This window comes from Pseudoalteromonas phenolica (assembly GCF_005886345.1).
Classification (GTDB): Bacteria; Pseudomonadota; Gammaproteobacteria; order Enterobacterales; family Alteromonadaceae; genus Pseudoalteromonas; species Pseudoalteromonas phenolica_A.
This window is the reverse complement of record NZ_PNEC01000003.1, coordinates 83,834-110,506: the sequence shown is the minus strand read 5'-3', so window position 1 is coordinate 110,506 and position 26,673 is coordinate 83,834. Positions and strand designations below refer to the sequence as shown.

General features: G+C 39.0%; 23 protein-coding genes. 12 read left to right on the top strand and 11 right to left on the bottom strand.

Translation table 11 applies throughout. From position 1 onward, the window contains the following. Positions 1-185 precede the first annotated feature (185 nt). The 6 genes from htpX to CWB72_RS01910 all read left to right on the top strand — a co-directional run bounded on the left by htpX (position 186) and on the right by CWB72_RS01910 (position 8,907). Complete coding sequence (htpX, locus tag CWB72_RS01935) at positions 186-1,052, top strand: protease HtpX (protein WP_138628838.1); 867 nt, start codon at positions 186-188, stop codon at positions 1,050-1,052. A 277-nt stretch (positions 1,053-1,329) separates the two neighbouring features. Beyond that, positions 1,330-2,208: a polyphosphate kinase 2 gene (gene ppk2 / locus CWB72_RS01930; RefSeq protein WP_138628836.1), complete on the top strand. Its 879-nt coding sequence runs from the start codon at positions 1,330-1,332 to the stop codon at positions 2,206-2,208. A gap of 9 nt (positions 2,209-2,217) precedes the next feature. Further along, positions 2,218-2,544 (top strand): hypothetical protein, encoded by a 327-nt coding sequence (locus CWB72_RS01925; protein WP_138628834.1) that lies wholly within the window; start codon positions 2,218-2,220, stop codon positions 2,542-2,544. A 111-nt stretch (positions 2,545-2,655) separates the two neighbouring features. Next, positions 2,656-3,615 carry an acetoacetate decarboxylase gene (locus tag CWB72_RS01920; protein ID WP_138628832.1) on the top strand — a complete coding sequence of 320 codons (960 nt, stop codon included), beginning with the start codon at positions 2,656-2,658 and terminating at the stop codon, positions 3,613-3,615. A gap of 11 nt (positions 3,616-3,626) precedes the next feature. Further along, positions 3,627-5,876, top strand: coding sequence for an NAD(P)-binding protein (locus CWB72_RS01915; protein ID WP_138628830.1), 2,250 nt, complete (start codon positions 3,627-3,629; stop codon positions 5,874-5,876). 214 nt (positions 5,877-6,090) lie between these two features. Next, positions 6,091-8,907, top strand: coding sequence for a bifunctional aconitate hydratase 2/2-methylisocitrate dehydratase (locus tag CWB72_RS01910; RefSeq protein ID WP_138628828.1), 2,817 nt, complete (start codon positions 6,091-6,093; stop codon positions 8,905-8,907). Positions 8,908-8,986: 79 nt separating this feature from the next. Here CWB72_RS01910 and CWB72_RS01905 read toward each other — a convergent pair whose 3' ends face one another. Together CWB72_RS01905 and CWB72_RS01900 are read right to left on the bottom strand one after the other, a co-directional pair. Next, positions 8,987-11,023 carry an EAL domain-containing protein gene (locus CWB72_RS01905; protein WP_138628826.1) on the bottom strand — a complete coding sequence of 679 codons (2,037 nt, stop codon included), beginning with the start codon at positions 11,021-11,023 and terminating at the stop codon, positions 8,987-8,989. 70 nt (positions 11,024-11,093) lie between these two features. After that, entirely contained in the window at positions 11,094-11,990 is an 897-nt protein-coding gene (locus CWB72_RS01900) for a LysR family transcriptional regulator (protein ID WP_138628824.1), read from the bottom strand. 269 nt (positions 11,991-12,259) lie between these two features. Here CWB72_RS01900 and hutH point away from each other — a divergent pair, with 269 nt between their 5' ends. The 3 genes from hutH to CWB72_RS01885 all read left to right on the top strand — a co-directional run bounded on the left by hutH (position 12,260) and on the right by CWB72_RS01885 (position 16,477). Beyond that, a complete protein-coding gene (gene hutH / locus CWB72_RS01895) occupies positions 12,260-13,759 on the top strand; it encodes a histidine ammonia-lyase (protein ID WP_138568486.1) in 1,500 nt (499 codons plus the stop codon). A gap of 11 nt (positions 13,760-13,770) precedes the next feature. Beyond that, entirely contained in the window at positions 13,771-15,771 is a 2,001-nt protein-coding gene (locus CWB72_RS01890) for a urocanate hydratase (RefSeq protein ID WP_138568487.1), read from the top strand. 322 nt (positions 15,772-16,093) lie between these two features. Next, complete coding sequence (locus CWB72_RS01885; RefSeq protein WP_138628823.1) at positions 16,094-16,477, top strand: diacylglycerol kinase; 384 nt, start codon at positions 16,094-16,096, stop codon at positions 16,475-16,477. Between the two features lie 55 nt (positions 16,478-16,532). Here the strand turns inward: CWB72_RS01885 and CWB72_RS01880 are convergent, their stop codons facing one another. The 7 genes from CWB72_RS01880 to CWB72_RS01850 form a co-directional block, all read right to left on the bottom strand. Then, on the bottom strand, positions 16,533-17,243 hold the full coding sequence (locus tag CWB72_RS01880) for a DUF4397 domain-containing protein (protein WP_138568489.1): 711 nt from the start codon (positions 17,241-17,243) through the stop codon (positions 16,533-16,535). A gap of 143 nt (positions 17,244-17,386) precedes the next feature. Next, complete coding sequence (locus CWB72_RS01875; RefSeq protein WP_130253755.1) at positions 17,387-17,638, bottom strand: hypothetical protein; 252 nt, start codon at positions 17,636-17,638, stop codon at positions 17,387-17,389. A gap of 5 nt (positions 17,639-17,643) precedes the next feature. Further along, a complete protein-coding gene (locus CWB72_RS01870; RefSeq protein ID WP_249349211.1) occupies positions 17,644-17,997 on the bottom strand; it encodes a cupin domain-containing protein in 354 nt (117 codons plus the stop codon). Further along, entirely contained in the window at positions 17,966-18,946 is a 981-nt protein-coding gene (locus CWB72_RS01865) for an alpha/beta hydrolase (protein WP_138628821.1), read from the bottom strand. The genes CWB72_RS01870 and CWB72_RS01865 overlap by 32 nt, the downstream gene beginning before the upstream one ends. Positions 18,947-18,974: 28 nt before the next feature. Continuing rightward, a complete protein-coding gene (locus CWB72_RS01860) occupies positions 18,975-19,172 on the bottom strand; it encodes an Arc family DNA-binding protein (RefSeq protein WP_138628819.1) in 198 nt (65 codons plus the stop codon). 62 nt (positions 19,173-19,234) lie between these two features. Then, positions 19,235-20,083 (bottom strand): SPFH domain-containing protein, encoded by an 849-nt coding sequence (locus tag CWB72_RS01855; protein ID WP_138628817.1) that lies wholly within the window; start codon positions 20,081-20,083, stop codon positions 19,235-19,237. A 360-nt stretch (positions 20,084-20,443) separates the two neighbouring features. Beyond that, on the bottom strand, positions 20,444-22,030 hold the full coding sequence (locus CWB72_RS01850; protein WP_138628815.1) for a winged helix-turn-helix transcriptional regulator: 1,587 nt from the start codon (positions 22,028-22,030) through the stop codon (positions 20,444-20,446). Between the two features lie 142 nt (positions 22,031-22,172). Between CWB72_RS01850 and CWB72_RS01845 the strand changes: the two genes are divergently transcribed. Both CWB72_RS01845 and CWB72_RS01840 read left to right on the top strand, forming a co-directional pair. Further along, the gene (locus tag CWB72_RS01845) at positions 22,173-23,507 is read left to right on the top strand and encodes a serine hydrolase domain-containing protein (RefSeq protein WP_138628813.1); all 1,335 of its coding nucleotides are present in this window, start codon (positions 22,173-22,175) and stop codon (positions 23,505-23,507) included. Positions 23,508-23,609: 102 nt separating this feature from the next. Next, positions 23,610-24,260 (top strand): outer membrane protein, encoded by a 651-nt coding sequence (locus tag CWB72_RS01840; protein WP_138628811.1) that lies wholly within the window; start codon positions 23,610-23,612, stop codon positions 24,258-24,260. A gap of 28 nt (positions 24,261-24,288) precedes the next feature. Here CWB72_RS01840 and CWB72_RS01835 read toward each other — a convergent pair whose 3' ends face one another. After that, on the bottom strand, positions 24,289-25,179 hold the full coding sequence (locus CWB72_RS01835) for a LysR family transcriptional regulator (RefSeq protein ID WP_354384651.1): 891 nt from the start codon (positions 25,177-25,179) through the stop codon (positions 24,289-24,291). Between the two features lie 125 nt (positions 25,180-25,304). Between CWB72_RS01835 and CWB72_RS01830 the strand changes: the two genes are divergently transcribed. Further along, positions 25,305-25,826, top strand: coding sequence for an NADPH-dependent FMN reductase (locus CWB72_RS01830; protein ID WP_138628809.1), 522 nt, complete (start codon positions 25,305-25,307; stop codon positions 25,824-25,826). Between the two features lie 37 nt (positions 25,827-25,863). Here CWB72_RS01830 and CWB72_RS01825 read toward each other — a convergent pair whose 3' ends face one another. After that, a complete protein-coding gene (locus CWB72_RS01825; RefSeq protein WP_171037198.1) occupies positions 25,864-26,538 on the bottom strand; it encodes a substrate-binding periplasmic protein in 675 nt (224 codons plus the stop codon). Between the last annotated feature and the right edge of the window lie 135 nt (positions 26,539-26,673).

Here is a 26,673-nt window from a genome sequence, read left to right as displayed (position 1 = left end):
TAGCTGCTTCAACGCAGCACTATTTCAAACCCAAACCACAAAATTAACGTATTTAATTATCAACAAATCCAAATTTTTGTTTGAAACTATTTAAACGAAACATTTCGCCCATATATTGATGAATATTGAACTTTTAAACAAATAATCGCACAAATTACTGATTGGCTTTATTTTTGAGGGGTCTTATGAAACGAGTCGTGTTGTTTTTGATTACAAACCTAGCGGTGATGATCGTTTTAGGTGTTGTCTTATCCATCCTAATGAGTGTCTTTGGTATTAGCAACCGAAGCCTAGGTGGTATTTTAATGATATCAACTGTGTTTGGTTTTGGTGGCGCGTTTATTTCACTATTTATGTCGAAATGGATGGCCAAGAAATCGACTGGTGCTTATGTCATTGAGCAACCAAGAAATGAAACTGAACATTGGTTAATGACAACGGTTTCACGTCAAGCGGAGCAAGTAGGAATTAAAATGCCAGAAGTGGCAATTTACGACAGCCAAGAAATGAATGCGTTCGCAACTGGCCCGAGTAAGAATAATAGTCTTGTTGCTGTAAGCACAGGGCTCATGCACAACATGACTCGTGACGAAGCTGAAGCCGTCCTGGCACATGAGGTTTCTCACGTTGCAAATGGTGACATGGTAACCCTGACTTTGATCCAGGGCGTTGTAAATACCTTTGTTATCTTCATCTCTAAAGTACTTGCAGGCATCGTTGATAACTTCTTAAACAGTGATGAAGAAGGTGAAAACAGTGGTGGCAGTTGGACTTATTTCATCTTTGATATGATCTTCCAAGTGATTTTCGGCATTTTAGCGTCGGTTGTCGTTGCCTACTTTAGCCGTAAGCGAGAATTCGCTGCTGACAGCGGTGCTGCGCAATTAGTTGGTGCACATAAAATGCGAGCAGCACTTGAGCGCCTGCGTACCAACCATGAATCACAGCTTGAGGGCTCTATGATGGCTTTTGGTATTGCTTCAGGTAAGAGTATTGCTGATATGTTTGCTTCTCACCCACCACTTGAGCAACGTATTAATGCATTGAAGTAATAAATATTAATCAATAGCCTATGTCTATTAAAGTAACGCCTGATGATTATAATCAGGCGTTACTTTTTTTATGTCTATATTTATTGAAAACTTTCTTTTTCGTCTGATCTCACTTAAAGCACTTGGAGAATAACAAAATCGATGTGCTCGTGAAACGCAACCCTCTTTTAGAGGTGAATCTCCATTCTTTAGATTCAGATCAATGCTTATCTAAACAAAGCGATTATAGTTAAAATATCCCCTTACCTTTTACCCTTACTTAATCTAAGGAGTGCTTATGCAATCAAACAATGTTGAGCCGGTTCGACCCAATTCGGTCAATAATTCAGGTGATGAGCTTGTATTTGATCTACATGCTAAAAACCCACCAATGAAGTGGAACGCTGATGGTAAGTACCCCTATTCATCTAAGATGGATGTTGTTGATTACGAAAGGCATAAACACGAATTACAAATTGAGCTTTTAAAAATGCAAGGTTGGGTCAAGCAAACCAATCAACGTATTGTGATTTTATTTGAAGGCCGAGATGCAGCAGGTAAAGGCGGCACAATTAAGCGTTTTATGGAACACCTCAACCCCCGTGGCGCGCACGTCATCGCCCTAGAAAAACCCAATGCCAGAGAGCGTAATCAGTGGTATTTTCAACGTTATATTCAGCATTTACCAACAAAAGGTGAAATCATTCTATTCGACCGCTCTTGGTATAACCGTGCTGGTGTAGAAAAAGTCATGGGCTTTTGTGACGATAATGAATATCTCGAATTTATGCGCCAAACACCCGATCTCGAACGTATGCTGGTCAATAGCGGTATTAAATTATTTAAATATTGGTTCTCTGTTAGTCGTGAAGAACAATTTAGACGCTTTAAGTCTCGCCAAAACGACCCATTAAAGCAATGGAAGCTCAGTCCAGTTGATATGGCCTCGCTTTCAAAATGGCATAATTACAGCGAAGCGAAAGATGCCATGATGTTTCACACTCATACCAAAGATGCACCATGGACACAGATCCGCTCTGACGACAAAAAACGTGGCCGTATTAACTGTATGAGACACTTTTTGAGCTGTTTAGACTACCCTGGTAAAGACGAAGACGTGGTTAATCAAGTAGACCCATTGATTGTTGGTGAGCCTAGCTCTTTTGAACATAAATAAGGAGCCAAAATGGAAGAATTAACAGTAGATATTGATCTGGATTTTGAAGATAGGCTGACAAAACTAGAAAAGATAATCAAAAATAGTCAACTTGAAGTTGAGCGGACAACGGCGATTGCAAGACACGCTTCTCAAAAGGCTGAATTGGCAGTAAAACAAGCCAAAGAAGCAGAAAGTGCAGCCGAGAAAGCCTCAAAGAAACTGAAGCATGCAACAAAACAGCTAAAAGATGCCAAAGTCATGAAAATTGCCCAAAAGAAAGCATCAAAAAAGTTTGCAATCAAGAGAGCTAAAAAAATGGCTAAAAATAAGAAAGCCGATACATCAGCGGCTTAATTTATAAATAGTAGAGTTAGCGCTCTGCTATTTCTTATCATTTACTCGATAATTCAAATTTCCTCTGCTAAAACAGATAGAGCAATCACGCTATCGAAGAAGGAAATTGCTATGTCAGAGAATAACTCTGGAAGTTACCAGCACTTTTTAGGAAACCCTATTGCAAAGCCACCCTGTCGAATGCTCAATGCAAGAATGTACGGTTTTTTTATTGAAGGTAAATACGACACGATCACCAATTTTGTCGATTCAACGCTAAATTCAGTTTCAACAAATGAGGTGTATTTTAAGCCACTCTCTCAATATTGTTTACTTACTTTTACTGATATTGAAGACATCGCTTCAAAAGTTGAACCCTTTAGTCAATACGGTTGGATGCAAGAAACAGATATTATTGTTTGGTTGCCTATTGCTAAGGTAGATAAGAGCACAAAGAAAGCTTTACATATTTATTGGTATCCGGCGTTTATCACCGTAAATAATATTAACGCCTTAGTGAATGGTCGCGAAACTTGGGGTTATAACAAGTATTTGTGCCGCTACTCTATGCCAAGTGACTATAAACAAGCTGACAACTTTACTTTAAGCCTAGAAACCTTTCAGCCGTTTAACCCCACTACCAAAATGGACTGGCACGAATTGCTCACCATTAAACGTTTCTCTGACGGTGATTCGCTATTTGAAGAGATCATAGAAGTTGGTCAAGAAGTGGCCGAACTTATCCATGCGAGTATTGAGGAGGTCCAAATAAGCGCTGAACTTATAAAGCAATTTATGAGTGGGATTAAAAACCCGCAAATGGATCAAATTCTGTTTAAACAAATACCTGACGGGTTTGCCCATAATGCGGTATACAGTGCAGTGGTTCACTCACCTTCAACGGTGAGAAAAGTCCATAAGATAGCGATGCTCAAAGACGAGTATCACGTCAACATCAATAAACTCGATGCTTTCCCGTTTGATCAGATGTTTGGCATTAAAATTGGGCAGCAAAAAGCCCTACTTCCCTATTATGTATGTATGGATTTTGACCAGGATGGTGCTTATGAAATAGTTTCAAGTAACAGCTAAAGGAGCTGACTATGGCTAAGGAAAAAATCGTTGTTTTAGGTGGCGGCGTTGCCGCAATGACATCAGCTGTTTACTTAACAGAAGATGAAAACTGGCAAGATAAATATGACATTACAGTTTACCAGCTAGGTTGGCGTTTAGGCGGTAAAGGCGCCAGTGGTAGAAACTCTTATTTAGGACAAAGAATTGAAGAGCATGGTCTACATGTTTGGTTTGGTGCTTATGTTAATTCATTTCGTGCTATTGAAACTGTATATAACCAATTGAACAGACCTGACAATATGCCCTTGAGTACCTGGCAAGAAGCATTTAAGCCGCATAGCTTTGTGGTGTTACAAGAGTTCATTGAAAATGAGTGGCAAACTTGGCCAGTAGACTTTCCAACAATTGAGGGGAACCCAGCTGATGGCACTCTCGATCTGCATTTTTGGCAATTGCTCGAAGTACTTATTGCATGGCTTCATAAATTCATAGACTCATTAGAAGACGAAATTGAACAGGCAAACAAGGTAACTAAGTTACAAACCAAAAAGCCTAGAGATAGAAACTTGTTAAGACACTTGGCTACAGAAATAACTGATGCCTTCGATGACATTGAAGACGAAGTGAGTGATTTTTTTGACTCCGCGCATGATGAACTGAAAGAAATTTGGTCTTCGCCTAAGATCCTTGCCACCCAGCTCAAACACCTTTTATCCCTCAGATCGAATGATAAAAATTTACAAAACCCAAAAGACAGACTTGTTGTTTGGTACATAGTTCGTAAATTGAAACGCTGGTTAAATAGTGAGGCCATTGAATTACTCGATGATAATCCAACGATTAGACGCGCTTATATCTGCGCTGATTTAGCCATCGCAATGGCGACAGGACTAATAAAAGATAAAGTTTTCTCTAAAGGCTTTGGAGCAATTAACAATATCGATTTTAAAGATTGGCTCAAAAAGAATGGCGCGAACGAAAAGTACAGTGTTGAATCAGCGCCTGTTATTGGTTTTTACGATTTAGTATTCGGTTATGTCGATGGTGATTTTAGTAAAGGAGATGTTGAAGCTGGCGTTGCAAGTTTAGCCATGCTCAGACTTATGCTCTGTTACCACGGTGGCGTTATGTGGAAAATGCAAGCAGGCATGGGTGATGTAATATTTTCACCTATTTACGAATTACTAAAACACCGCGGTGTAAAATTTGAATTTTTCCACCAGGTTGAAGCTTTAAAGCCCGCAACTAATAGCCAAACTGATAATCTCATTAGTGAGATTGTGATGACTGAACAGGTCTCATTGAAGTCAAATAGCTATGATCCACTTGTAGATGTGAAAGGCTTACCTTGCTGGCCCTCCTACCCGCTTTATGATCAAATTGAAGATGCGCAAGCTGATTTATTACAAGACAAAAATATTAATTTGGAATCGTTTTGGAGTGATTGGCCTGAAGTTTATGAGGCAAAATTTGGACACGCTTTACCAACCAAGACTCTGAAGCAAGGGCAAGATTTCGACAAAGTGATTTTTGGTATTTCAGTCGCCTCTATTGCTCACTTATGTCCAGAATTAATCGCACTAGACCGCAAATTTAGACAACAAGCAACTGAAGTCAAAGCTGTCGCTACCCAAGCATTTCAGTTGTGGATGAATAAAACGGATGAGCAGCTTGGTTTTAACTACATTCCTGAAAGCCAAGAGCGTCCTATTCTCAGTAGTTTTTCACAGCCTTTTGATACCTGGGCTGCTATGTCTAACTTATTAGACAAAGAAGATTGGCCACTGAACAATCATCCCAAAAATCTCGCTTATTTTTGTAGTGCCTTTACGTGTGATGATTACCCAAGTAAAGATACACATGACTTCCCTGCTCAACAAAAAGCCATTGTAAAACAAAACGCGCTAGAGAAATTGAATAGAGAAATGCAACCATTATGGCCTGAAGCCTATCACGGTGATCAATTTAATTGGGACATTCTTTACTCTGCAAGTAATCTACCGGGGGAATCACGTTTTGATGAACAATATTGGCGCGTAAACGTCGACCCCTCAGAACGTTATGTGTTATCTGTCACAAATAGTAGCCAATTTAGATTAGAAACCGATGGCACTATTTTCAGCAATTTATTCATCACGGGAGACTGGATCAAAACTGGTGTGAATGCTGGGTGTGTTGAAGCCGCAGTAATGGCTGGTATGCAAACATCAAGAGCCATTTGCGGTATACCTGAGCAGATCAGCGGTGAAGATGGATTTGAGCCTGATGGCGCGCTTTGACATCAATTATATTAATAGCAACTATTTTTGGTATTGATGTAAATTATTATGTATTTGCGATAGAATCGCAATGCAAGTAATTGATAGATTCAAAATATCATACATAAAGTCAGCTATAATATGAGTCGGCTTTAATGAGCATTTTCGTTGGGCAATTTAATTTAGCACTAAGTTGCTCACTTCGTATCAAGTAAAAAAACACCGAGAGTTTTCTATGAGTTTGTATACAGAATACATGGAAGAGATCCAAACGCGTAAAGCGGAACTTGGACTTAGCCCAAAACCAATCGACAACGCAGAGCTTCTGTCTGAAATCATTGCTCAAATTAAAGATACAACAAATGAGCATCGTGAAGATTCTTTAAACTTCTTCATCTACAACACATTGCCAGGTACTACATCTGCAGCAGGTGTTAAGGCACAATTTTTAAAAGAGATCATTCTTGGTGAAGAGTCTGTAGCTGAAATCACAGCTGATTTTGCATTTGAACTTCTTTCACACATGAAAGGTGGTCCATCAATCGCTGCTCTACTAGACCTTGCTTTAGGTGAAGATTCTGCAACCGCCTCAAAAGCTGCTGACGTACTTAAAACACAAGTTTTCTTATACGATGCAGATACAACTCGTCTACAAGACGCATTCAAAGCTGGCAATGCCGTTGCTAAAGACATCTTAGAAAGCTACGCAAAAGCTGAGTTCTTCACTAAGTTGCCTGACGTTGCAGAAAAAATTGAAGTTGTAACTTACATTGCTGGTGAAGGTGATATCTCAACAGATTTACTTTCTCCTGGTCACCAAGCGCACTCACGTGCTGACCGTGAACTACACGGCCAATGTATGATCACCCCTGAAGCACAGCAAGAAATTGTTGCTCTTAAAGAAAAGCACCCTAACGCGAAAGTGATGCTTATCGCAGAGAAAGGTACCATGGGTGTAGGTTCTTCACGTATGTCTGGTGTGAACAACGTAGCACTTTGGGCAGGTGAGCAAGCAAGCCCATATGTTCCATTCATAAACATTGCACCTGTTGTTGCGGGTACTAACGGTATTGCACCTATCTTCCTTACTACGGTTGATGTAACCGGTGGTATCGGCCTTGACCTTAAAAACTGGGTTAAGAAAGTAGACGCTGATGGTAACACAGTGACTGATGAAAACGGCGACCCAGTATTAGAAGAAGCATACTCAGTAGCAACGGGTACTGTGCTTACTATCGATACTAAAGCTAAAAAGCTATTCAACGGCGAAGAAGAGCTAGCAGACATCTCATCTGCGTTCACACCACAAAAAGTTGAATTCATGAAAGCGGGTGGTTCTTACGCGGTTGTATTCGGTAAGAAACTTCAAACACTAGCAGCTGAAACACTAGGTGTTGCAGCACCTGCAGTATACGCACCATCTAAAGAAATCTCACATGAAGGCCAAGGTCTAACAGCTGTTGAGAAAATCTTTAACCGTAACGCAGTAGGTGTTCAGTCTGAAACGCCACTACACGCAGGTTCTAACGTACGTGTTAAAGTAAACATCGTTGGTTCTCAAGATACAACAGGTCCTATGACTTGTCAGGAACTTGAAGCGATGGCTGCTTCAACGATTTCACCTCTTGTTGACGGTGCATACCAATCAGGTTGTCACACGGCTTCAGTATGGGATAAAAAAGCGCAAGCAAACATTCCTAAGCTAATGGCATTCATGAACAAGTTTGGTCTTATCACTGCACGTGACCCTAAGGGTGTTTATCACTCAATGACTGACGTAATCCACAAAGTACTTAACGATATTACTGTTGACGACCGTGCAATCATCATCGGTGGTGACTCGCACACGCGTATGTCTAAAGGTGTGGCGTTTGGTGCTGACTCAGGTACTGTTGCACTAGCACTAGCAACGGGTGAGTCTGCAATGCCAATTCCAGAGTCTGTGAAAGTAACTTTCAAAGGCAATATGGCTAAGCACATGGACTTCCGTGACGTTGTTCACGCAACTCAAGCGCAAATGCTTAAGCAATTTGGCGGTGAGAATGTGTTCCAAGGTCGTATCATCGAAGTTCACATTGGTACACTAATGGCTGACCAAGCGTTCACATTCACTGACTGGACTGCAGAAATGAAAGCGAAAGCGTCTATCTGTATTTCAAACAATGAAACACTTGTTAAGTCTATCGAGCTAGCTAAGAGCCGTATCCAGATTATGATCAACAAGGGTATGGAAAACGAAGCTAAGACGCTACAAGGCCTTATCGACCTAGCTGACGAGCGTATTGCAGGTGTTCAATCTGGCGAGCAACCAGCCCTAGCACCAGATGACAACGCTAAGTACTACGCTGAAGTTGTTGTTGACCTTGACGAAATCGTTGAGCCAATGATTGCTGACCCAGATGTAAACAACGAAGACGTATCTAAGCGTTACACGCACGACGTTATTCGCCCTGTTTCATTCTACAATGACAAGCCTGTAGACCTAGGTTTCGTTGGTTCTTGTATGGTTCACAAAGGTGACATGCAAATCATCGCTCAGATGCTACGTAACCTTGAAAAACTAAATGGTTCTATCGAATTCAAAGCTCCGCTAGTTGTAGCTCCACCAACATACAACATCGTTGATGAGCTTAAAGCTGAAGGCGATTGGGATATCCTAGCTAAGTACGCTGGCTTCCAGTTTGACGATGAACAACCGAAAACGGCTGCACGTACTAAGTACGAAAACATCCTTTATCTAGAACGCCCTGGTTGTAACCTTTGTATGGGTAACCAAGAAAAAGCTGAACCTGGTGACACTGTAATCGCAACATCAACGCGTCTTTTCCAAGGCCGTGTTGTAGCTGATACAGCTGAGAAGAAAGGTGAATCTCTACTTGGTTCAACACCACTAGTAGTGCTTTCAACCGTACTAGGGCGCTTCCCAACTATCGAAGAATATTCTGCGGCAGTTGAGGGCATCGACCTAACAGCATTTACTCCTGCTGAAGAAGAACTAACAACTAAGTTTGGTTCTGAGCAAGCGGTGCCAGTAAAAGTTGTTGATGCTTAATTTATAAACGCATTTTTATTAAAAACGCGATAAGTTTACTTATCGCGTTTTTTTATACTCAGATTACACAGATATTATTTTAGCTACCTATCTTATTTCTAAACTTATTTAAATAATCTGCTATTTCATGTTTAGGAATTGCTTTTTGATACACCCAGCCTTGCACTACAGCAATACCAAGTTGATTTACAAATTTCAGTTGCATGTCGTTTTCTACTCCCTCAGCAACTAATGTTTTATCCATTTTGTGAAGTAGCTCTACAATATGCTGATAAAAAACTTTACCTTTCTCTTTTTCAGCTTTATCTAATAGAGATTTATCAAGTTTAATAAAGTCTAAAGGTAAATCACTAAGCATTGACAGACTAGAGTAACCTGTCCCAAAGTCATCTATGACTGTTTGGATATTTGACGCTTTTAGTTTCTCAATGTTGTTTAAGACTTTATTTTTATCTAGCAAATAGCTGGATTCTACTATTTCAATCTTAAGTTGATTTGGAAAGCCCTTAAAGCACTCACAGATATAAGCAATCACTTCGTCATTGCTCATAACTTTAGGATCCACGTTGATACTAATTATAGGCTTTATATTTTTGTGTTTAAAATATTCCAAATCACGCTTTGCTTGCTCTATAACCCAGTTATCTATTATTTCTGTTTCATCATGTTTAACTAATGTATCTAAGAAATAGGGCCCTACAAGCTTACCCGACTTCTGTTTTAGCCTAAGTAGTGCTTCAAAACCACAAATTGAATTCGTTAATTGGCAAACCTGAGGTTGATAAAACAGTTTAAGTTGCCCTTCGCTAATATCAGTTAATGCTTTTTTTAACGCTTTATTTGATTCATCAATATCGTGTTGATGTGCGATAAAACCTGCCTCTCCTTTGTTTCTTAGCTGTTCAGAGATATTAAGTTGATCGCTTAATTTGCTTATTGCTTTATCAAAATTCACTTGCTGGCTGTGCCATCTTAGAAAAGGAAAGTACAGTAATGCATTCAACAGTAATAATAAGAGTTGTAATGCAACCCCCGAGAAGCCATCAGAGACTAAGTAACCATTGATTAAAGTGGGTGTCATCCAACTTACTGTCACATTGCTCACCACAACATAACCTTCGGCAATAAAAAAATATGATATAAAAAAGTTGATCATTGGAGCCAAAATAAACGGCACCAACATGATCGGATTTAAGAAAATAGGTAAGGCAAATAAAATAATTTCACAAAAATTAAATGCGGTTAGCGGAATTGATAACTTTGCGATATTTTTTTCATGAGAGCCCGTTTTTAAAAACATCGCAGCAATAATAAGCCCGGCAAAACAACCTGTTCCACCTATCAAAACAAATGTATCGTAAAACGTTTTCGCAGGTAAATTTTGAATGATTGGCTGAAGTAAATAGTCAGCATCAAACATCATGCTAAAAGTATTATCACCATGAATACCGAAAAACCAAAAGCCATGAGTAATGACCATTCTCTGAAAAGTGAGTGCTGCAATACTGGTTGTTGAAATATCTGGGGTAATTAATGCAGCAAGACTATTTCCGATACCATTAAGAAATGGCATAAAAAAATAAAAACTAAAGAATGTCAGCGTAAATGGCAAAATAATCAGTAATTTTTCACCCAAAAAATTACTAACATGATGAAAATATTTATCGAAATTCGGTTGTGCTTTTACAAAAAACTTTAAGATCAAGCTACTTAAACAGGGCACAATAACAGCATATGGTGTTGAGCCTGTTGGGTTTAATTGAAAAACATCACCATGAAATAATATATATTGCCCATGCAGAGAAAAGCATAGCAATGCCAGCATAGCCCCTACTATGCCACTTTGACCATAATTTTTACTGATAAAGAAGCCAATAGAAATAGCAACAATCACAGGAAATAGCACGAGCACAAGAGAAGCGCCATCTAGTACCACTTTATAAAGATCATCAGAAGGCGTCACAACATTGAGCTTTATTGCACTATTGAGAAGTAAAATAGCTAATGCACTACTCACAAAATAAGGAATGAGCGCAATAAAAGCTTCTCTTAGAGAGAGTAAAAGTCGACTATGTAATGCTGCTTTAAACGAGTGTTTAATACTTATGAAAGTCACTAACGGTCTCTATTGTTATTGTCTAAATAAGTATAATCAGGTTATTAGAATGTGCTTAATTACATTATGACTATTTCAAATGTGAGCGTTTTAATTCTTCTATCAGTGCTTTTGCCAATGGATTGGTTTGATTCTTTTTTGATATAATCAACGAGACCGGTATTTGATAGGCATACTTTTCAGGTTTTATCACTTTAAGCTGCCCCTTATTTAACCAATAACTTGCATAATGCTCTGGTAAGTAACCTATAAACTCTCCAGATAAAATTAAATGTACGATACCTTCATCGTGATACGCTGTTGCTGTATTTTGGTAGTTTAACCCATCATTACGAACTTCTTTGTCGCGCATATAATTGGATGAAATCACCTCAGCGCCTTTCAGCAACTTATTGATTTTATTTTCTTCGCAATCAAATAAAGGATGACCCTGTCCACAATATAAAAAATTATTTTCATTATGCAATGCGTGATAATCGAGGCCACGAATATGGTGACGACTTACCCCTAAACCAACGATTGAGCGGCCATTTATGACTGACGTTTCAACTTCTCTAGCTTCACATACATTAATATCAAACTGTATACTTTTACTCTTCTTACGTAATGCAGAGATTGTGCGGGATAAACCACAACGAGGATCACTCACCATCGTATCTATGACGGCAATACTGACTCGTCCAGACAATTCATCTTTTGAACTAGCAATCATATTTGCAAAGGCTTCACATTGTTGTAGAAGTTCTAAAGAAGCTTGGTATGTCACCCTACCCGGCTCGGTAAGCTCAAACCCACTACGACCACGTTTACAGAGTGTGAGCCCTAAGCGAACTTCTAAATCTGATAAATGTGAACTTATAGTAGAGCGGCCAATATTTAGCCTAGACTCAGCGGCTGAAAGCCCACCACACTCGACAATCGCAACGAAAATTCGCAATAACCTTAAATCAACATCATGTATTTGCATCAACATTTCCTACTAAATAATCATTATTCTTCAAATATCTGTTTTGTTTAAATTTAACCCTTAATAAACAGAAAAACAGAACGAATTTTAAGCGCTCAAACTGTATTTATTATTAGTTTGATAAATTCGGAATAAGCATTGATTATTATTTATTTATAAAACATAAATAGCAAGCTAAGATCCCTGCCATAATCGTACGATAAGTACCTTGAGTGTTTGAAAAAATCATTAAAAAACACGCTCGCAACTCGTAAAGTAGGAGAAAGAAGATGACGTTTAGATATGGTGTTGATCGTCTAAATCTTGATATTGTGAATGGCATTGCTGATGGCAGTGTAAAAGCAGAACTAACCGCCGAAGCGATTGAAAAAATCAATGTTAGCCGCCAACGTGTAGACAAAATGGCTGCCTCTGATAAAGCAGTTTATGGCATTAACACAGGTTTTGGTCCTTTATGTGATACTCAAATCACACCTGAAGAAACGCACCTTTTACAAAAAAACCTACTTATCACTCACGCTGTTGGTGTAGGTAACCCAATTGCAAAGTCAATCTCTAAGCTAATGCTTATCACCAAAGTACATGCATTAAGCCAAGGTTTCTCTGGTATTCGCTTAGCAGTGGTTGAGCGCATGCTTAAGTTCGTTGAACTTGATATTATCCCAGTTGTACCTGAGCAAGGCTCTGTTGGTGCTTCAGGTGATCTTGCGCCACTTTCTCATTTATTCTTACCACTACTTGGTGAAGGTGAATTTTGGGTAGGAGACGAAATTCAACCAGCAGCAAAAGTACTGGCAGACAACAACCTTGAAGCAATGGACTTACATGCCAAAGAAGGTCTAGCACTTATCAATGGTACTCAGTTTATTCTGTCACATGCCATCACTGGCCTAACTAAAATGCGTTACTTACTCGACCTTGCAGACATTGCAGGTGCGATGAGTATTGAAGGCATGCAAGGTAGTGAGCAACCATTCAGAAAAGAACTACACGCAATTCGTGCGTTTGAAGGCAACATTGAAGTGGCTAAACGTATGCGCCGCTTATTTAAAGACTCACAAAACATGGCTGATCATGAAGAGTGTGACCGCGTACAAGATCCGTACTCTTTACGTTGTATTCCACAGGTGCACGGCGCATCACGTAACGCGTACAACCATTTAAAAGAATTAGCAGAGACTGAAATGAACTCTGTTACAGACAACCCAATCGTTATCAGTGAAGAAGAAGCCATCTCGGGTGGTAGCTTCCATGGTCAGCCTTTGGCTATGGTACTTGACTACGCGTCAATTGCAGCTGCTGAACTGGGTAATATTTCAGACCGTCGTTGTTACTTATTACTTGAAGGCCTGCACGGTCTGCCGCGTCTATTAACGACATCGGGTGGCTTAAACTCTGGCATGATGATCCCGCAGTACACCACAGCGGCATTGGTAACTGAAAACAAGTCTCTGTGTTTCCCACCATCTGCTGACAGCGTACCAACGTCAATGGGTCAAGAAGACCATGTATCTATGGGTAGTATTTCTGGCCGTAAATTCAACCAAATTCTTGGTAACCTAGAAAAGATCTTTGCTATCGAATTAATGTATGCTGCGCAAGCCGTTGATTTCAGACGCCCAAATACGTGTTCAGATATTATTGAACAAAATCACGCGTTGATCCGTACTAAGGTCGCCAAGCTTGAAGAAGACAGACTACTTAAACCAGACATCGATGCCATGGTTGAATTTGTTAACTCTCAAGCTTTCACAGTTTCAGTAAACTAAGGAAAACCGACATGAATTTCCAAGATATCATCAAACAAGGTATTCCAAGCGTTTTGCCAGAGCCAAAAGCGTATCCGGCTGGTGCCAACCGAGCACCAAAACGTAAAGATATTTTAAGCGAAGAAGAAAAACAACTCGCTGTTCGCAATGCACTTCGTTATTTTCCAAAAGAATGGCATGCTGAACTTGCAGAGGAATTTGCTCAAGAATTGAAAGATTTTGGCCGTATTTATATGTACCGCTTTAAGCCTAACTATGAGCTAAAAGCACGTTCGATCTCTGACTATCCAGCAAAATGTGAGCAAGCTGCTGCGATCATGCTGATGATCGACAACAACCTTGATCCGGCTGTCGCACAACACCCAGAAGAGCTAATCACTTACGGTGGTAACGGTGCAGTATTCCAAAACTGGGCGCAATACCTACTGGCTATGAAGTACCTAAGCGAGATGGAAGAAGACCAAACGCTTCACATGTACTCTGGTCACCCTATGGGCTTATTCCCATCTTCAAAAGACGCGCCGCGCGTTGTGGTTACAAACGGCATGATGATCCCGAACTACTCTCAGCCTGATGACTGGGAAAAATTCAATGCATTAGGTGTCACTCAGTACGGTCAAATGACTGCGGGTTCATTCATGTACATTGGCCCACAAGGTATCGTTCACGGTACAACTATCACGGTAATGAATGCATTCCGTAAAGTCCTTAACAAAGGCGAAAGTCCGAAAGGTAAGATCTTCTTAACTGCGGGTCTTGGCGGTATGAGTGGTGCTCAACCAAAAGCGGGTAACATTGCTAACTGTATTACAGTATGTGCCGAAGTTAATCCAAAAGCCGCGATTAAACGTCATGAGCAAGGTTGGGTAGATGAACTCGTTGATAACATCGATGACTTAGTTGCACGCGTGCGTAAAGCACAAGAAAACGAAGAAGTAGTGTCTATTGCGTTCATTGGAAACATTGTTAATGTGTGGGAAAGCTTCTTAGAAGAAGACATCTTTATTCACCTAGGTTCAGACCAAACGTCTCTTCATAACCCTTGGTCAGGCGGCTACTACCCAGCTGATATTAGCTACGAAGAATCAAACCGTTTAATCCGTGAAGAACCAGAACTATTCAAAGAAAAAGTGCAATCAACCCTTAAGCGCCACGCTGAAGCGGTAAACAAGCACACAGCGAAAGGCACATATTTCTTCGATTACGGTAATGCGTTCTTACTAGAGTCATCGCGTGCGGGCGGTGATGTTATGGCTGAAAACGGCATCGACTTTAAATATCCGTCATACGTGCAAGATATTCTAGGTCCTATGTGTTTTGACTATGGCTTTGGTCCATTCCGTTGGGTATGTACTTCTGGTAACCCTGCAGATTTAGACAAAACAGATGCGATTGCCGCGCAAGTGCTTGAAGAGATCATGGCGAATTCGCCAGAAGAAATTCAACAGCAGATGCAAGACAACATCACGTGGATCAAAGACGCGAAAGAAAACAAGCTAGTGGTTGGTTCACAAGCACGTATTCTTTATGCTGACTCTGAAGGCCGAATTAAAATTGCTAAAGCATTTAACGATGCCATTGAGCGCGGTGAGATTGGTCCTGTGGTACTTGGTCGTGACCACCACGATGTATCTGGTACAGATTCACCATTCCGCGAAACATCTAACATCTATGATGGCAGCCGCTTCACAGCAGACATGGCGATTCACAATGTGATCGGTGACGGTTTCCGTGGTGCAACATGGGTGTCTATCCACAACGGCGGTGGCGTTGGTTGGGGTGAAGTGATCAACGGCGGTTTCGGTATGCTACTTGACGGCTCAAGCGATGCAGAGCGTCGCCTTAAGTCTATGCTACTATTTGATGTAAACAATGGTATTGCACGCCGTAGCTGGGCGCGTAACGAAGAAGCAAATTTCGCCATTAAACGTGAAATGGAACGTACACCTAAGCTTAAAGTGACACTTTCAAACAATGTCGAAGATGATATCTTAAATAATTTATCGTTTTAAAGTATTTTAATTAGGTAAAAAAGCGAGGTTACTTCTGAAGTGACCCCATAAAGTTGGACTCATTTCTAACCTCGCTTTTTTGTTTAAACTCCGCTCTCAAATTAAGATATAAACCTTTAAAAAGGAGAATTTACTATCATATAAAAACTGCCCAAGATAACTTGAACGATAAAATCAGATAGCAAACATATTTCTCTGAATATACTGCTGATTTTATGAGATGTTTTTAGTATATTACCTTTCTTAAAATTTGAGTTAAGTTACTTGAAACTGCTGAAGCTGTAACTCAAGACCTTTCTCCAACATTGTATCTGTATAAATCATGAAGTTTGACAATAAAAACAAACCCAAAGGGGTAACCCGTCTATTCTTAGCACTTAGACATTCATTAAGAGCTTTTAAGTGGTTAGCTAAAAATGAAGCTGCTTTTCGTCAAGAACTGATTTTGTTACTCGCGACTATCATCGCCCTTCCTTTACTTTCTTTGAGTTTTTCAGACAGTGTCGTTATTTTATGTGCCACGCTTTTTGTCATGTTTGCTGAGATTGTAAATACGGCAATAGAGGCTGTAGTTGATAGGATTGGCTTAGAGTTGCATGATTTATCTGGATTAGCTAAAGACTTGGGCTCTGCCTGCGTAACTATAGCTATAGTAATTTTGGGTTTGGTTTGGGCTGCTGTGCTCTACAATTATTTTTTTAGTTAAAAATAAAAAATAGCGGGGAACCATCAAGCTCCCCCCTATTGTTACCGTTGAACTGTTACTTTTCGATGTTTACTTTATAAGCCAAAATATTTTCATCGTTTGCAGGCGTATTCACTACAAATGCAACATGTGCATCACCTGCTTCTGGGCTAATTGTAAACTGTGCAATTGTTTTAGGGCGATCAGCTTTTTTTACAGTAATCACATTTTCATCTGGCGATAAATCCCAAAACTTTGTCGCTTCACCATATTCAATCGCTTCACCTATTTTTTTCTCGCCAATAAATATATCTACATCACCCATATCGCTTACATAAGTATGAAAAACAATAATGCGATATTTATCTTCATTTAAGCCTTCATCAGTGACTTTGACTGCACCAATGCGTGCTTTTTGATCTCTACCGTCATTACCTAATAGCCCATAGGTATACACTAGGTAATCAGCATGTTCGTCAAACCTGTAGTATGTTTGATCTATTTCTACTTCCTTGGTATTACCATCAATGGCATAAAAACCAAATACATCTCTATCTGTTTCATCTTGTACTAATAGTTTTTCACTTGATGCTTCGCCAAAAAGTAAACCCTTATCATCTGTAAGTGACCATTCTTCTCTTTCGTCTTCATATTGCCAAATCACATCGATTTCGTCTTCAATCAGATTGACTGCCATTACATCTGCGGTATATGTTTCTTCATCACTACATGCTGTTAGTGCTGTTGCAAGTACAGTAGATAACAAAATGCTTTTGATTAGTTTCATATTCTTTCTCCCTCATTTGCCGATGAAGAAAGTATATTTGTTAAGCGTTTGAAAGGTTGTTACTGAGTGTAAACGTGGTCATAAGAAATGTAGTTAGGGGTTAAACAACTTAACCACTAACAGGATTAGGTTGTCTTAATAAATTATTTGAAATGCACTTTACCACCAATGATCTTTAAAGCAGGCGTGCCTCTTATCATGGTTTTTCTTGAAAACTCAATATTACATTGAGGGCAGTGAATTTTATCGTTTGTGTAATCTTCAACAATTCGCTCTTCAAAACATTTGACTAGTGCGCCTTTACCGCCCTTTCGATATTTAAAAAGCTGAGTTCGACATTTTGCGCAAAAAATATCAACCGTTTTCACCGGCCCTTTCTTATTGGGTTTTGCCATGGCGATTATTTATAAAAAACAGCCAACCAAATCGTTGGCTGTTGTTCTGAAGTTTGTTTCACTTTGTGCTTAGTATGAGCAGGTATATTCAATGAATCTCCTTTCTCTAGCCTCACACATTTGCCATTTTCAAATTCAAGTACGCCAAACCCTTCTAAGACCATCACCCATTCATGCTCGTCTTGGTCATACCAACCCGTTGCAGGTGAGCTATGTCCTTTAGAAATAATTCGCTCAACCCGAACAGAACCAGTATTAATTAGATCTTCAAAGACCTCATTTGATAAGTCAGTAGGAATATTATTAAGTAAGTTAACTGTCATTCGCTTAAGTAATGGCTGTTGGTTTTGGTTTCTCATCGGTTGCATGTTTTTCAATTAAATTGATTTGCCCTGATAACCAATTAATTAACTGAATTGCGACCTCAGGTATTATGTCATTTTTACAAGCGTGTTTGTAGCTGGCAAGTGACGGCAATCCTGTTTGCAATCGCAAAGTATGGTCCATATTTTTGATGATATGTGTACTTGTTGATGCTCTTGTAACCTGAGCGATGAGCTTGGTGTCATCAGGGTGACATTGAAAGTCTTTCTCACCTCCAATGGCTAATATCGGTTTTATCGTATTAACCAGGTGCGACTTCACATCATAATTAAATGTTTCTCTGTAGAACTTGGTGCTTACTTTGTGAAAGCCAACTCTCACTGTTGGCTTATCGGTACTTTCAACTTTTTGCCGCAAATCTCGCATAGTTTTAGCTGGGTCTTTGGTGTACAAAAAAAGTCTTAAGATCTTGCCTTTTAAGCCCTTAAGAGCATCGAGGTCTCGATTCATTACTTCGGCATTTTTAATGCCATCTTCTTCAAAGCTACGAAGGCTAGCGCAAAGCATAATTAACCCTGAAATAAGTTTATTTTCGTTTGCTATTTCTGGTGCTAAACAAGCCCCTTCACTATGCCCTAACACATAAATGGCATCAGTATTTACTTGTTTATGGGTTGAAATATGGTTAATCGCTTCATGAGCATCTAACACAACTTCTTCTAACCCAGCTGTTTTAAAATCGCCTTCACTTTTACCTGCACCACGCTTGTCATAACAAAAAGTGGCGTAACCAGCTTCAATTAACTGCTCTGAAAGTTGTTTAAAAATATAGGTGTCAAAGCCATTGATATTGCCATCCCTGTCTTGCTGGCCACTACCGTGAACCATAACAACACAAGGAAATTTCCCCTTACTTTTAGGGAATGACAATGTACCTTTTAAGTTTAGCGTTTGTGACTTAAATACAATCTCTTCCTGAACCATTTTTACTCCTTGAAGCTTAAAATAAGCTTTATTCTTCTGGGTCTTGTGGATGTACTTCGGTTACCACTTTTTGTACGATTTTCACCCTACCCGATTTTACCAATGCATCTCGCAAAATATACTCTATTTGCGCGTTTACACTGCGTAAGTCATCGTCGGCCCAGCGCTGTACTGCGGCTAATACATCAGGGTTTATTCTCAGTGGGTAACTTTTCTTACTGGACAAAATAAGCCTCTTTAAATTGCTGAGTTGAAGCTTACACTTCAACTCAATTTGAAAATCTAGTATCAGTAAAGGCTACCTGCATTGACCACAGGTTGCGTATTTTGCTCGGCGCATAATACCACCAGCAAGTTGCTAACCATAGCTGCTTTGCGCTCTTCGTCTAGATCTACGATTTCTCGTTCTGACAATCGGCTTAGCGCAAGCTCCACCATGCCAACAGCACCATCTACAATTTTTTGTCTTGCAGCAATAATGGCTGAAGCTTGTTGACGTTGTAACATGGCACTGGCAATTTCAGAGGCATAGGCAAGGTGTGAAATTCTAGCTTCATGTACTTTTACACCTGCTTTTGCCAATCTGTCTTGAATTTCTGTTTTTAGTGCTTCAGAGACTTGAATTGGGTGACTGCGCAATGCAATTTCATCACCGTCATGTTGATCGTATGGATAAGCACTCGACATATTTCTTAGCGCCGCTTCACTTTGAATGTTTACAAAGCTTTCGTAGTCATCTACTTCAAATACGGCTTCTGCAGTGTCATTCACTGACCACACAACCACAGTGGCAATCTCAATCGGATTACCGTGCGCATCATTTACTTTGATTTTATTACTTTCAAAATTTCTTAATCTTAAAGAAATATTTCTGCGAATAAAGAAAGGGACAGTCCAACGTAACCCATTTTCTTTTACTGTGCCTACGTAACTGCCAAACAAAGTGAGTACGCGACCTTGGTTTGGCTGAACCATAAATAAACCAGCCAAACACGCTAGGCTAATTACTGCTAAAGCGACAAATAAAATACCATCGCCATTTACGGGGTTAAATTGACTCAAACAAGCTATTGCAATTGCAATAAAAATCACGGTTGCAACATACCCGTTTACTGAGAATCCTTTTGTTTCTTTCATTGAAAACTCCATCAATGTGATATCAAGTTGATATCACATTAGATCGAGTTTAGATTTTAAGCAAGCATTTTGTTCCTCTAACCATGTAGTCTATTTGTAACTATTTATTTTATTCTCTATCGGTGTAATAGGTTCATCATTAAGAAAATCTAGTTTAAATGCTTGGCAAGCTTGTTCTATTTCATTTGCAACTTCATATGCTGATGGTGCTCTAGAAGCACTTACGCCATTAACAATAATTTATTAATTGGTTTTTAAAACAGTTTGAACATCGCTTTGCTAACTTTGTAGTATGCCAAACCATGAAATTAGCAAAACGTTTGTGAAGGTTTTGTCGTAAAATGCTAATGATTATTTCAGCTACAGGATAGGCACCCGCTTTACTCGCCGTGCCTGCTTGATATTAAATAAGTTTGTTTTCAGCGCTAGGTAATCTTTAAGTAGCTTATCACTTTGTACTTGTTGCTTTAACGAAGTGTAAATAATATTGGATTCTAATAAATACTCTTTAGAAAACCCATTTTGTACAGCTTTTTCTGCTAGCTGTATAAATTGCTCAGGGTCTTTGTTATTTAACGCTATGAGGGAAGCGATAAAATGATTTGGGCCTTTAATTTCCTTTGAAGCTTCTCCCTTCACTTTCCTATCTTTACCGTCAACTAAATTTGCAAGTAGCAACGCTAGCTGCGCAGATGAACTTTGGCTAATAGAAACTCTCTCTAAATGGACAAGTGACTTATCTACTTTTCCTTGTAAATCTAAAGCGCTTGCCATGAGTAGATGGGCTTCAATATAGTTTGGCTTTAAGGTCAGTAAATCAGTTAAGGTTTTCTCTGCTTTTTCATATTGTCTGGTCAACAAGAAATGTTCTGCCTGAGCCATTAAATAAAATGCATCATTCGGATAAGACGCTATCAATGATTCTAAATGGCGTTCACTCCAACTAAACATATTTTTATTTAATAAAACCTGAACCCGTATCTTTTGAACAAGCGGATTGTCTGGTTGTAATTTATGCGCAATTTGGATCGCTTGCCACGCTCCTGAAATATCACCACGGTGATTCAATGCGCTAGATTTGACGGCATGCGCGTTCACCCATTTAGGCGAAAGTGAAATGGCTTTATTTGCACTTTCAATGGCGTTTTTATATTTTCCCTGTTCAATTTGCACATTCCCTAGCACAACATAAGGCCAAGGTTGGCTGTTCGAAGCGTTTACTGCTTTTAATGCAAATTGATAGGCTTGTATTAAATCAGCCTGATTTGCGCCATGTAACTTATGTTTAGTTAAATACAATTCGCTTAATATTGAGAAAATAGCGACTTTATTGCTGGCGTGTTTGATTGAGTTTTCTAGCTCGCTAATCGCACTATCTATTTTTAAGCTGTCTTGTAACGCCATAAATCGAGACACATCTAGCTCACTCGATGCATCGTGAGATGATAGGCTTATACTTACTTGTTCTAGTTGCTGTATCTTGCTTAGTTCTGTTTGTTGCAAAACACCTAAAGTAATGATCCCAAAGATAACTAATCCACCAAGTATGACTCGATGCCTAATAAAAAAGTTAAATTGTGGACTTACAAGTTTTGATAGCTTTTGTTGTTCTTCTTGTAGGCTAACTGTTCGCTCGTCGCGCTTGACTGATAAATTTAAACGATAACCTAGGCCTCGTTCTGCAATAATAGGTTCGAGTTTTTCTTCGACTGCCAAAACTTCCCTAAGGCGAGATACTCGTTTTTTAATGGTATCTTCTGAGACGATTTTCCCCTGCCATACATAGTTCAAGAGTATGTCATGAGAAACGACATTCGGTGCGCTTTCAACCAAACACACTAATAATCGATAAGATAACTCAGGCAAAATAAGCTCTGTAGAACCATTAAATAACTTTCGTTCATCAAGGTTTAAAGTTAGGTTTTCTCCGACTTTATAAACTGACATCCCATTCCTTAAATATACTTAACTTATTCTTATTATTAGATAAGTTACCTTGTCACTATGCGTCACCCTAACTCACTTTAATTCACTCTTCAATTTGTTTAGAAGTCGTTAGATTAAATGCGTTATTAATTTATGGAAAAGCATGATGCGTATAAAGGTTCTTTTTTTACTTATATTTATTACTTCATTTTTAAGCGTTGCAAGTGAAAATAAGGTTTCAGAAATTGATAAGCTACTGACTCGATATCACCAACTAGCGCAATTTAATGGCGTAGCGTTAATCAGTCATAAAGGGAAAGTGCTCTTTAAGAAAGGTTATGGTAAAGCCAACTTTGAATGGGACATTAATCATACTATCGAAGGCAAATTCAAAATTGCCTCGATTACTAAACAATTTACAGCCATGTTGATACTGCAACTTGTTGAACAAAAAAAGCTAAAGCTGGATGAAAAGTTAATCGAATACTATCCAAGCTACAGAGCAGATACTGGCTCGAAAATTACAATTAGACAGTTACTAAATCACACATCGGGCCTTGGCAATTTCTTTCATCTGGATGGTTACAAAGCTGTTGAAGCAAGAAACCCTTACACGCTTGATGAGTTTATCTCAAAGTTTTGTAGCGAGGATTTAAACTTCGAGCCTGGCACCCAATTCAGATATAGCAATGCGGGTTATACCATTTTGGGTAAAGTCATCGAACACGTAACGGGTAAACCTTACAGCGAAGTTTTAACACAGCAAATCCTTAAGCCGCTCAATATGAATAACTCTGGGTTTAACCAACAACATTCTATCCTAAACAATCGAGTAACTGGTTATAAACGACTATTAAATCGTTTAGAACACCCAAGTTTTATAGACATGTCAGTGCCCTTTTCTGCTGGCAGTATGTATTCAACGGCCATTGATTTGTATCGATGGGATCGAGGTTTAGCCGAATACAAAATCTTATCTAAACCGTTTACAGAGGTATTATATCAAGTCACTGAGCATAGAAACTATGCAGCGGGTTGGTTGGTCGACAACTACCCAGAAACGCGATTTGGTAAACCACTCACTCGAGTACATCATGGTGGTATGATCCCTGGTTTTAATGCCAATATCAGTCGTGTGTTAGAAGACGACATTTTAGTTGTATTGCTTGATAATACGGGCGGTGCGCCAATGACACCAATCACCGAAAAAGTACTGAGTATTATCTATGACAAAGCGTATGAACAGCCTGAATTAAGGCTTTCACAAAAACTCTATAAAATGATCATAGAGCAAGGAACTTCTGCATCAATCGCTTGGTATGAAACATTGATAGCGCACGACGAAGGTTTTAGTGAGCGTCAATTAATCAGATTTGCATATGAGCTTGTTGATGCTAACGAACAACAAGCTGCTATTGCATTGTTAAAGCTAAATGTTGATCTCAACCCAGAATCAACTCGCGCTAAACACGCATTAGAAAGGGTAAGCTCGCTTTAGTCTCATCATTTTCGGTGTACATTTTATTAATTTTAACTATAATTCCCGCACCCTTATTGGGACCAACCTTTAACATAAGAATTAAACATAAAAAGGACTACAATGCGTAAAACAGTTATAGCTCTTACTTCTGCTCTTTTTTTATCACCATCAGTTTTTGCAAATAATAACATTTACACAGACATTCTTCTTGGTAAAGCAAAACAAGAATTCGAATCAAGTTTCGAATATTCAAGCCCTTATGATTCTGGTAAAGAGTATTATAAGCAACCGAGTCAAAACACAACCTCTTTTGGCGTAAGACTAGGCTATCAATTTACTAACAGCTTTAGTGTTGAAATTGGTCACAATCAATTCGGCGAAACTGATCATACCTATGTTGACGAATTTAATGACACCATTAACGATAAAATCAAAAGTTCATCAACCACACTGGGGGTAAATGCTCAATGGCCAATCAACGATAATTTGTTTATCAATGGCCGACTAGGTATTGCTGCGTGGGATTTAAAAGCAAGAAGTACAGATAGTTATTATCCTGGTGTTGTTGAAGAAGATAGCGAAGATGGCAATGACCTTTACTATGGTTTCGGGCTTAAATACTTAGCGTCTGAAAATATCTATCTTGGTTTAGAATACTCTATTACTAATATGGCATCGGACAAAACAGAAAAAGAGGGTCAATATACAGAAAAGGTAAATTTAGACTATGATGTAAGCAACTTCGCAATTTTTGTTGGCGTTAATTTCTAACATCAGTCTTAAACAAAGGTCTAAAACATTACTTAAGCTCATTACTCAACATATCAATAAAGCGCCTGACTTTAGAAGACAGGTGCTTTCTACTTGGGTAAACCGCGTAAACATTCACTGTTGGTTGTTGATATTCTTCGAAAAGGATCTGTAAGTTGCCAGACGCAATACCACCCGATAGATAAAACTCAGGTAAACGCGTGATCCCTATACCTGCCTCGACCAGCGCGGTTTCAGCTTCTCCATTATTACAAAGTGCTTTGAGTTTTACATCAACGGTAAATTGCTCGCCATCAACTGGCGTAAATGTCCATTTGCCTGGGTTCTTGTGGTTGCTGTAGCCTATACAGTGGTGGTTATTTAGCTCTTTGGGATGATAGGGTTGACCATATTTTTCAATATAAGATTTTGATGCAACAACATAGGTTGGACAGGCATAAACCTTTTTACAGATGAGACTAGATTCATCTAATGCTGGCGTTGCTCGGATCACAAGATCAAAACCATCTGCAACCAAATCGACCCGTTTATCACTCAAATCTAAGTCAAGCGTCACGTTTGGATAAAGCTTTAAAAACTTCACCAAAATAGACTGGATATGGGAACGATACAGCCCTATAGGACAACTTAACTTTAAGTTGCCTTTTGGCGTATCGTCTCCTTGTGTGACAAGGTTAAAGGCATCTTGTGCATCACTTATTAGTTGTATGCATTGCTGGTAATAAGCCTCACCTTCTGGCGTGAGCGCTAAAGAGCGTGTTGTTCTATTTAACAATCTCACACCTAGCCTTGCTTCAAGCTTATTCATTTCTTTAGAAATATGAGAGTTAGAATGGTCTAGTTGTTGCGCTGCACTTGCAAAGCTGCCTCTCTTAACCACTTCAACAAAAACTTCTATACCCTCAAACAGCTTATTCATAGTCATATGGAAATAGTGAAAACCCAATCGAGGGATTAATAACTAGATAAAGATAATATAGACTAAGTTTCATCGAGTCGAGCAATGAATTGAAGACTCATCACTTAATTAATGAGGAATAAATTATGAAAGTATTAGCATTTGCAGCAAGTAGCAGCCGTCAATCAATAAACAAACAGTTGGCTCAGTACACGGCAAACCAAATTGAAAACGCAGACGTTGAATTATTAGATTTAAACGATTTTGAAATGCCAATCTACAGCTCAGATCGTGAAAATGAATCAGGTATTCCAGAACAAGCTCAAACTTTCTTCAAAAAAATCGGCGAAGCAGATGCTGTTGTTATTTCATTTGCTGAGCACAATGGCTCTTATACGGCTGCTTACAAAAACATTTTTGATTGGACATCTAGAATTGATATGAAAGTGTATCAAGGTAAACCAGTTATTTTGTTAGCGACTTCACCGGGTCCTGGTGGTGCGCAAAGCGTACTCGCTTCTGCAGTTGGTTCATCTCAGTTTTTTGCGATGGATGTAAAAGGCTCACTTTCTGTGCCGAGCTTCTATGATAATTTCGATTTAGAAACTGGTCAGTTAACTAACTCAAAACTTGATGATCAAATCAAAACTATCACTGCTTTGATTTAGAACCTTCTATGAGCTGTGTATTAAACACAGCTCAGATTTAAAATTTAATCACTTTTGCTAAAAGTTGATCATAACGACCTGATTGTTTCATTCTATGTAAAGCTTCATCAAACATCTTCAGAATTTCAGAATTATTCTTATCTACTTTCGATAAGATGATGTGGCTGTTTTTGCGCATGAACGGCTGTTCAATATGAGCTATTTTATTCATGTCTTGCTCTGAAAAATGCTGACGTAACAGATAATACCCCACCGCCATCTCCTGAAGGTAAATCGATACTCTGTTTTTTAATAACATGCCAAATGCTTGTTCATCATTAGACACTCTGTGCATGTTGATTTGTTTCGCTCGAATAATGTTATCTAGATCTATGCCATAACAGAAATCTTCATGGCCAACATAACTATATGACTTTAATGCTTCAAAGCTATCTAGTATCGGCTTATCTGTTCTGTTGTAAAAAAATACATGCTTTTCTTCTAATACTGGCTCAGAAAAATAGAATTCACTTTCTCTAGAGTCAGTTTTAAGCCATAAGCCGGTACCATCAACTCTTCCGAGTTGCGCTTGCTCCATCGCTCTCGCCCACGGGTAAAATTCAAAAGACACTTGATACCCTATATCTGCAAATGCCTCAGCTATTACTTCTGCAATGGCACCGTTATTCAGTAGATCGCTCCCCACATAAGGCGGCCACTCTCCTACAGACAAAGTTAATTGCTTTGCTAAAGCATTAAAATTTGAAAATAAGGATAGTAAGAGAACAAAAAAGATGTATTTAAACTGTTTCAACGTGACACCAATCATTATCAAACCTACATTAACTGTATTTGATAATTATGGATA

Excerpts from the sequence above, each read along its gene's own strand:
- htpX (WP_138628838.1), top strand. The coding sequence starts at position 186 with ATGAAACGAGTCGTGTTGTTTTTGATTACAAACCTAGCGGTGATGATC.
- ppk2 (WP_138628836.1), top strand. The coding sequence starts at position 1,330 with ATGCAATCAAACAATGTTGAGCCGGTTCGACCCAATTCGGTCAATAAT.
- CWB72_RS01925 (WP_138628834.1), top strand. The coding sequence starts at position 2,218 with ATGGAAGAATTAACAGTAGATATTGATCTGGATTTTGAAGATAGGCTG.
- CWB72_RS01920 (WP_138628832.1), top strand. The coding sequence starts at position 2,656 with ATGTCAGAGAATAACTCTGGAAGTTACCAGCACTTTTTAGGAAACCCT.
- CWB72_RS01915 (WP_138628830.1), top strand. The coding sequence starts at position 3,627 with ATGGCTAAGGAAAAAATCGTTGTTTTAGGTGGCGGCGTTGCCGCAATG.
- CWB72_RS01910 (WP_138628828.1), top strand. The coding sequence starts at position 6,091 with ATGAGTTTGTATACAGAATACATGGAAGAGATCCAAACGCGTAAAGCG.
- CWB72_RS01900 (WP_138628824.1), bottom strand. The coding sequence starts at position 11,990 with ATGCAAATACATGATGTTGATTTAAGGTTATTGCGAATTTTCGTTGCG.
- hutH (WP_138568486.1), top strand. The coding sequence starts at position 12,260 with ATGACGTTTAGATATGGTGTTGATCGTCTAAATCTTGATATTGTGAAT.
- CWB72_RS01890 (WP_138568487.1), top strand. The coding sequence starts at position 13,771 with ATGAATTTCCAAGATATCATCAAACAAGGTATTCCAAGCGTTTTGCCA.
- CWB72_RS01885 (WP_138628823.1), top strand. The coding sequence starts at position 16,094 with ATGAAGTTTGACAATAAAAACAAACCCAAAGGGGTAACCCGTCTATTC.
- CWB72_RS01880 (WP_138568489.1), bottom strand. The coding sequence starts at position 17,243 with ATGAAACTAATCAAAAGCATTTTGTTATCTACTGTACTTGCAACAGCA.
- CWB72_RS01875 (WP_130253755.1), bottom strand. The coding sequence starts at position 17,638 with ATGGCAAAACCCAATAAGAAAGGGCCGGTGAAAACGGTTGATATTTTT.
- CWB72_RS01870 (WP_249349211.1), bottom strand. The coding sequence starts at position 17,997 with ATGAGAAACCAAAACCAACAGCCATTACTTAAGCGAATGACAGTTAAC.
- CWB72_RS01865 (WP_138628821.1), bottom strand. The coding sequence starts at position 18,946 with ATGGTTCAGGAAGAGATTGTATTTAAGTCACAAACGCTAAACTTAAAA.
- CWB72_RS01855 (WP_138628817.1), bottom strand. The coding sequence starts at position 20,083 with ATGAAAGAAACAAAAGGATTCTCAGTAAACGGGTATGTTGCAACCGTG.
- CWB72_RS01850 (WP_138628815.1), bottom strand. The coding sequence starts at position 22,030 with ATGTCAGTTTATAAAGTCGGAGAAAACCTAACTTTAAACCTTGATGAA.
- CWB72_RS01845 (WP_138628813.1), top strand. The coding sequence starts at position 22,173 with ATGATGCGTATAAAGGTTCTTTTTTTACTTATATTTATTACTTCATTT.
- CWB72_RS01840 (WP_138628811.1), top strand. The coding sequence starts at position 23,610 with ATGCGTAAAACAGTTATAGCTCTTACTTCTGCTCTTTTTTTATCACCA.
- CWB72_RS01835 (WP_354384651.1), bottom strand. The coding sequence starts at position 25,179 with ATGAATAAGCTGTTTGAGGGTATAGAAGTTTTTGTTGAAGTGGTTAAG.
- CWB72_RS01830 (WP_138628809.1), top strand. The coding sequence starts at position 25,305 with ATGAAAGTATTAGCATTTGCAGCAAGTAGCAGCCGTCAATCAATAAAC.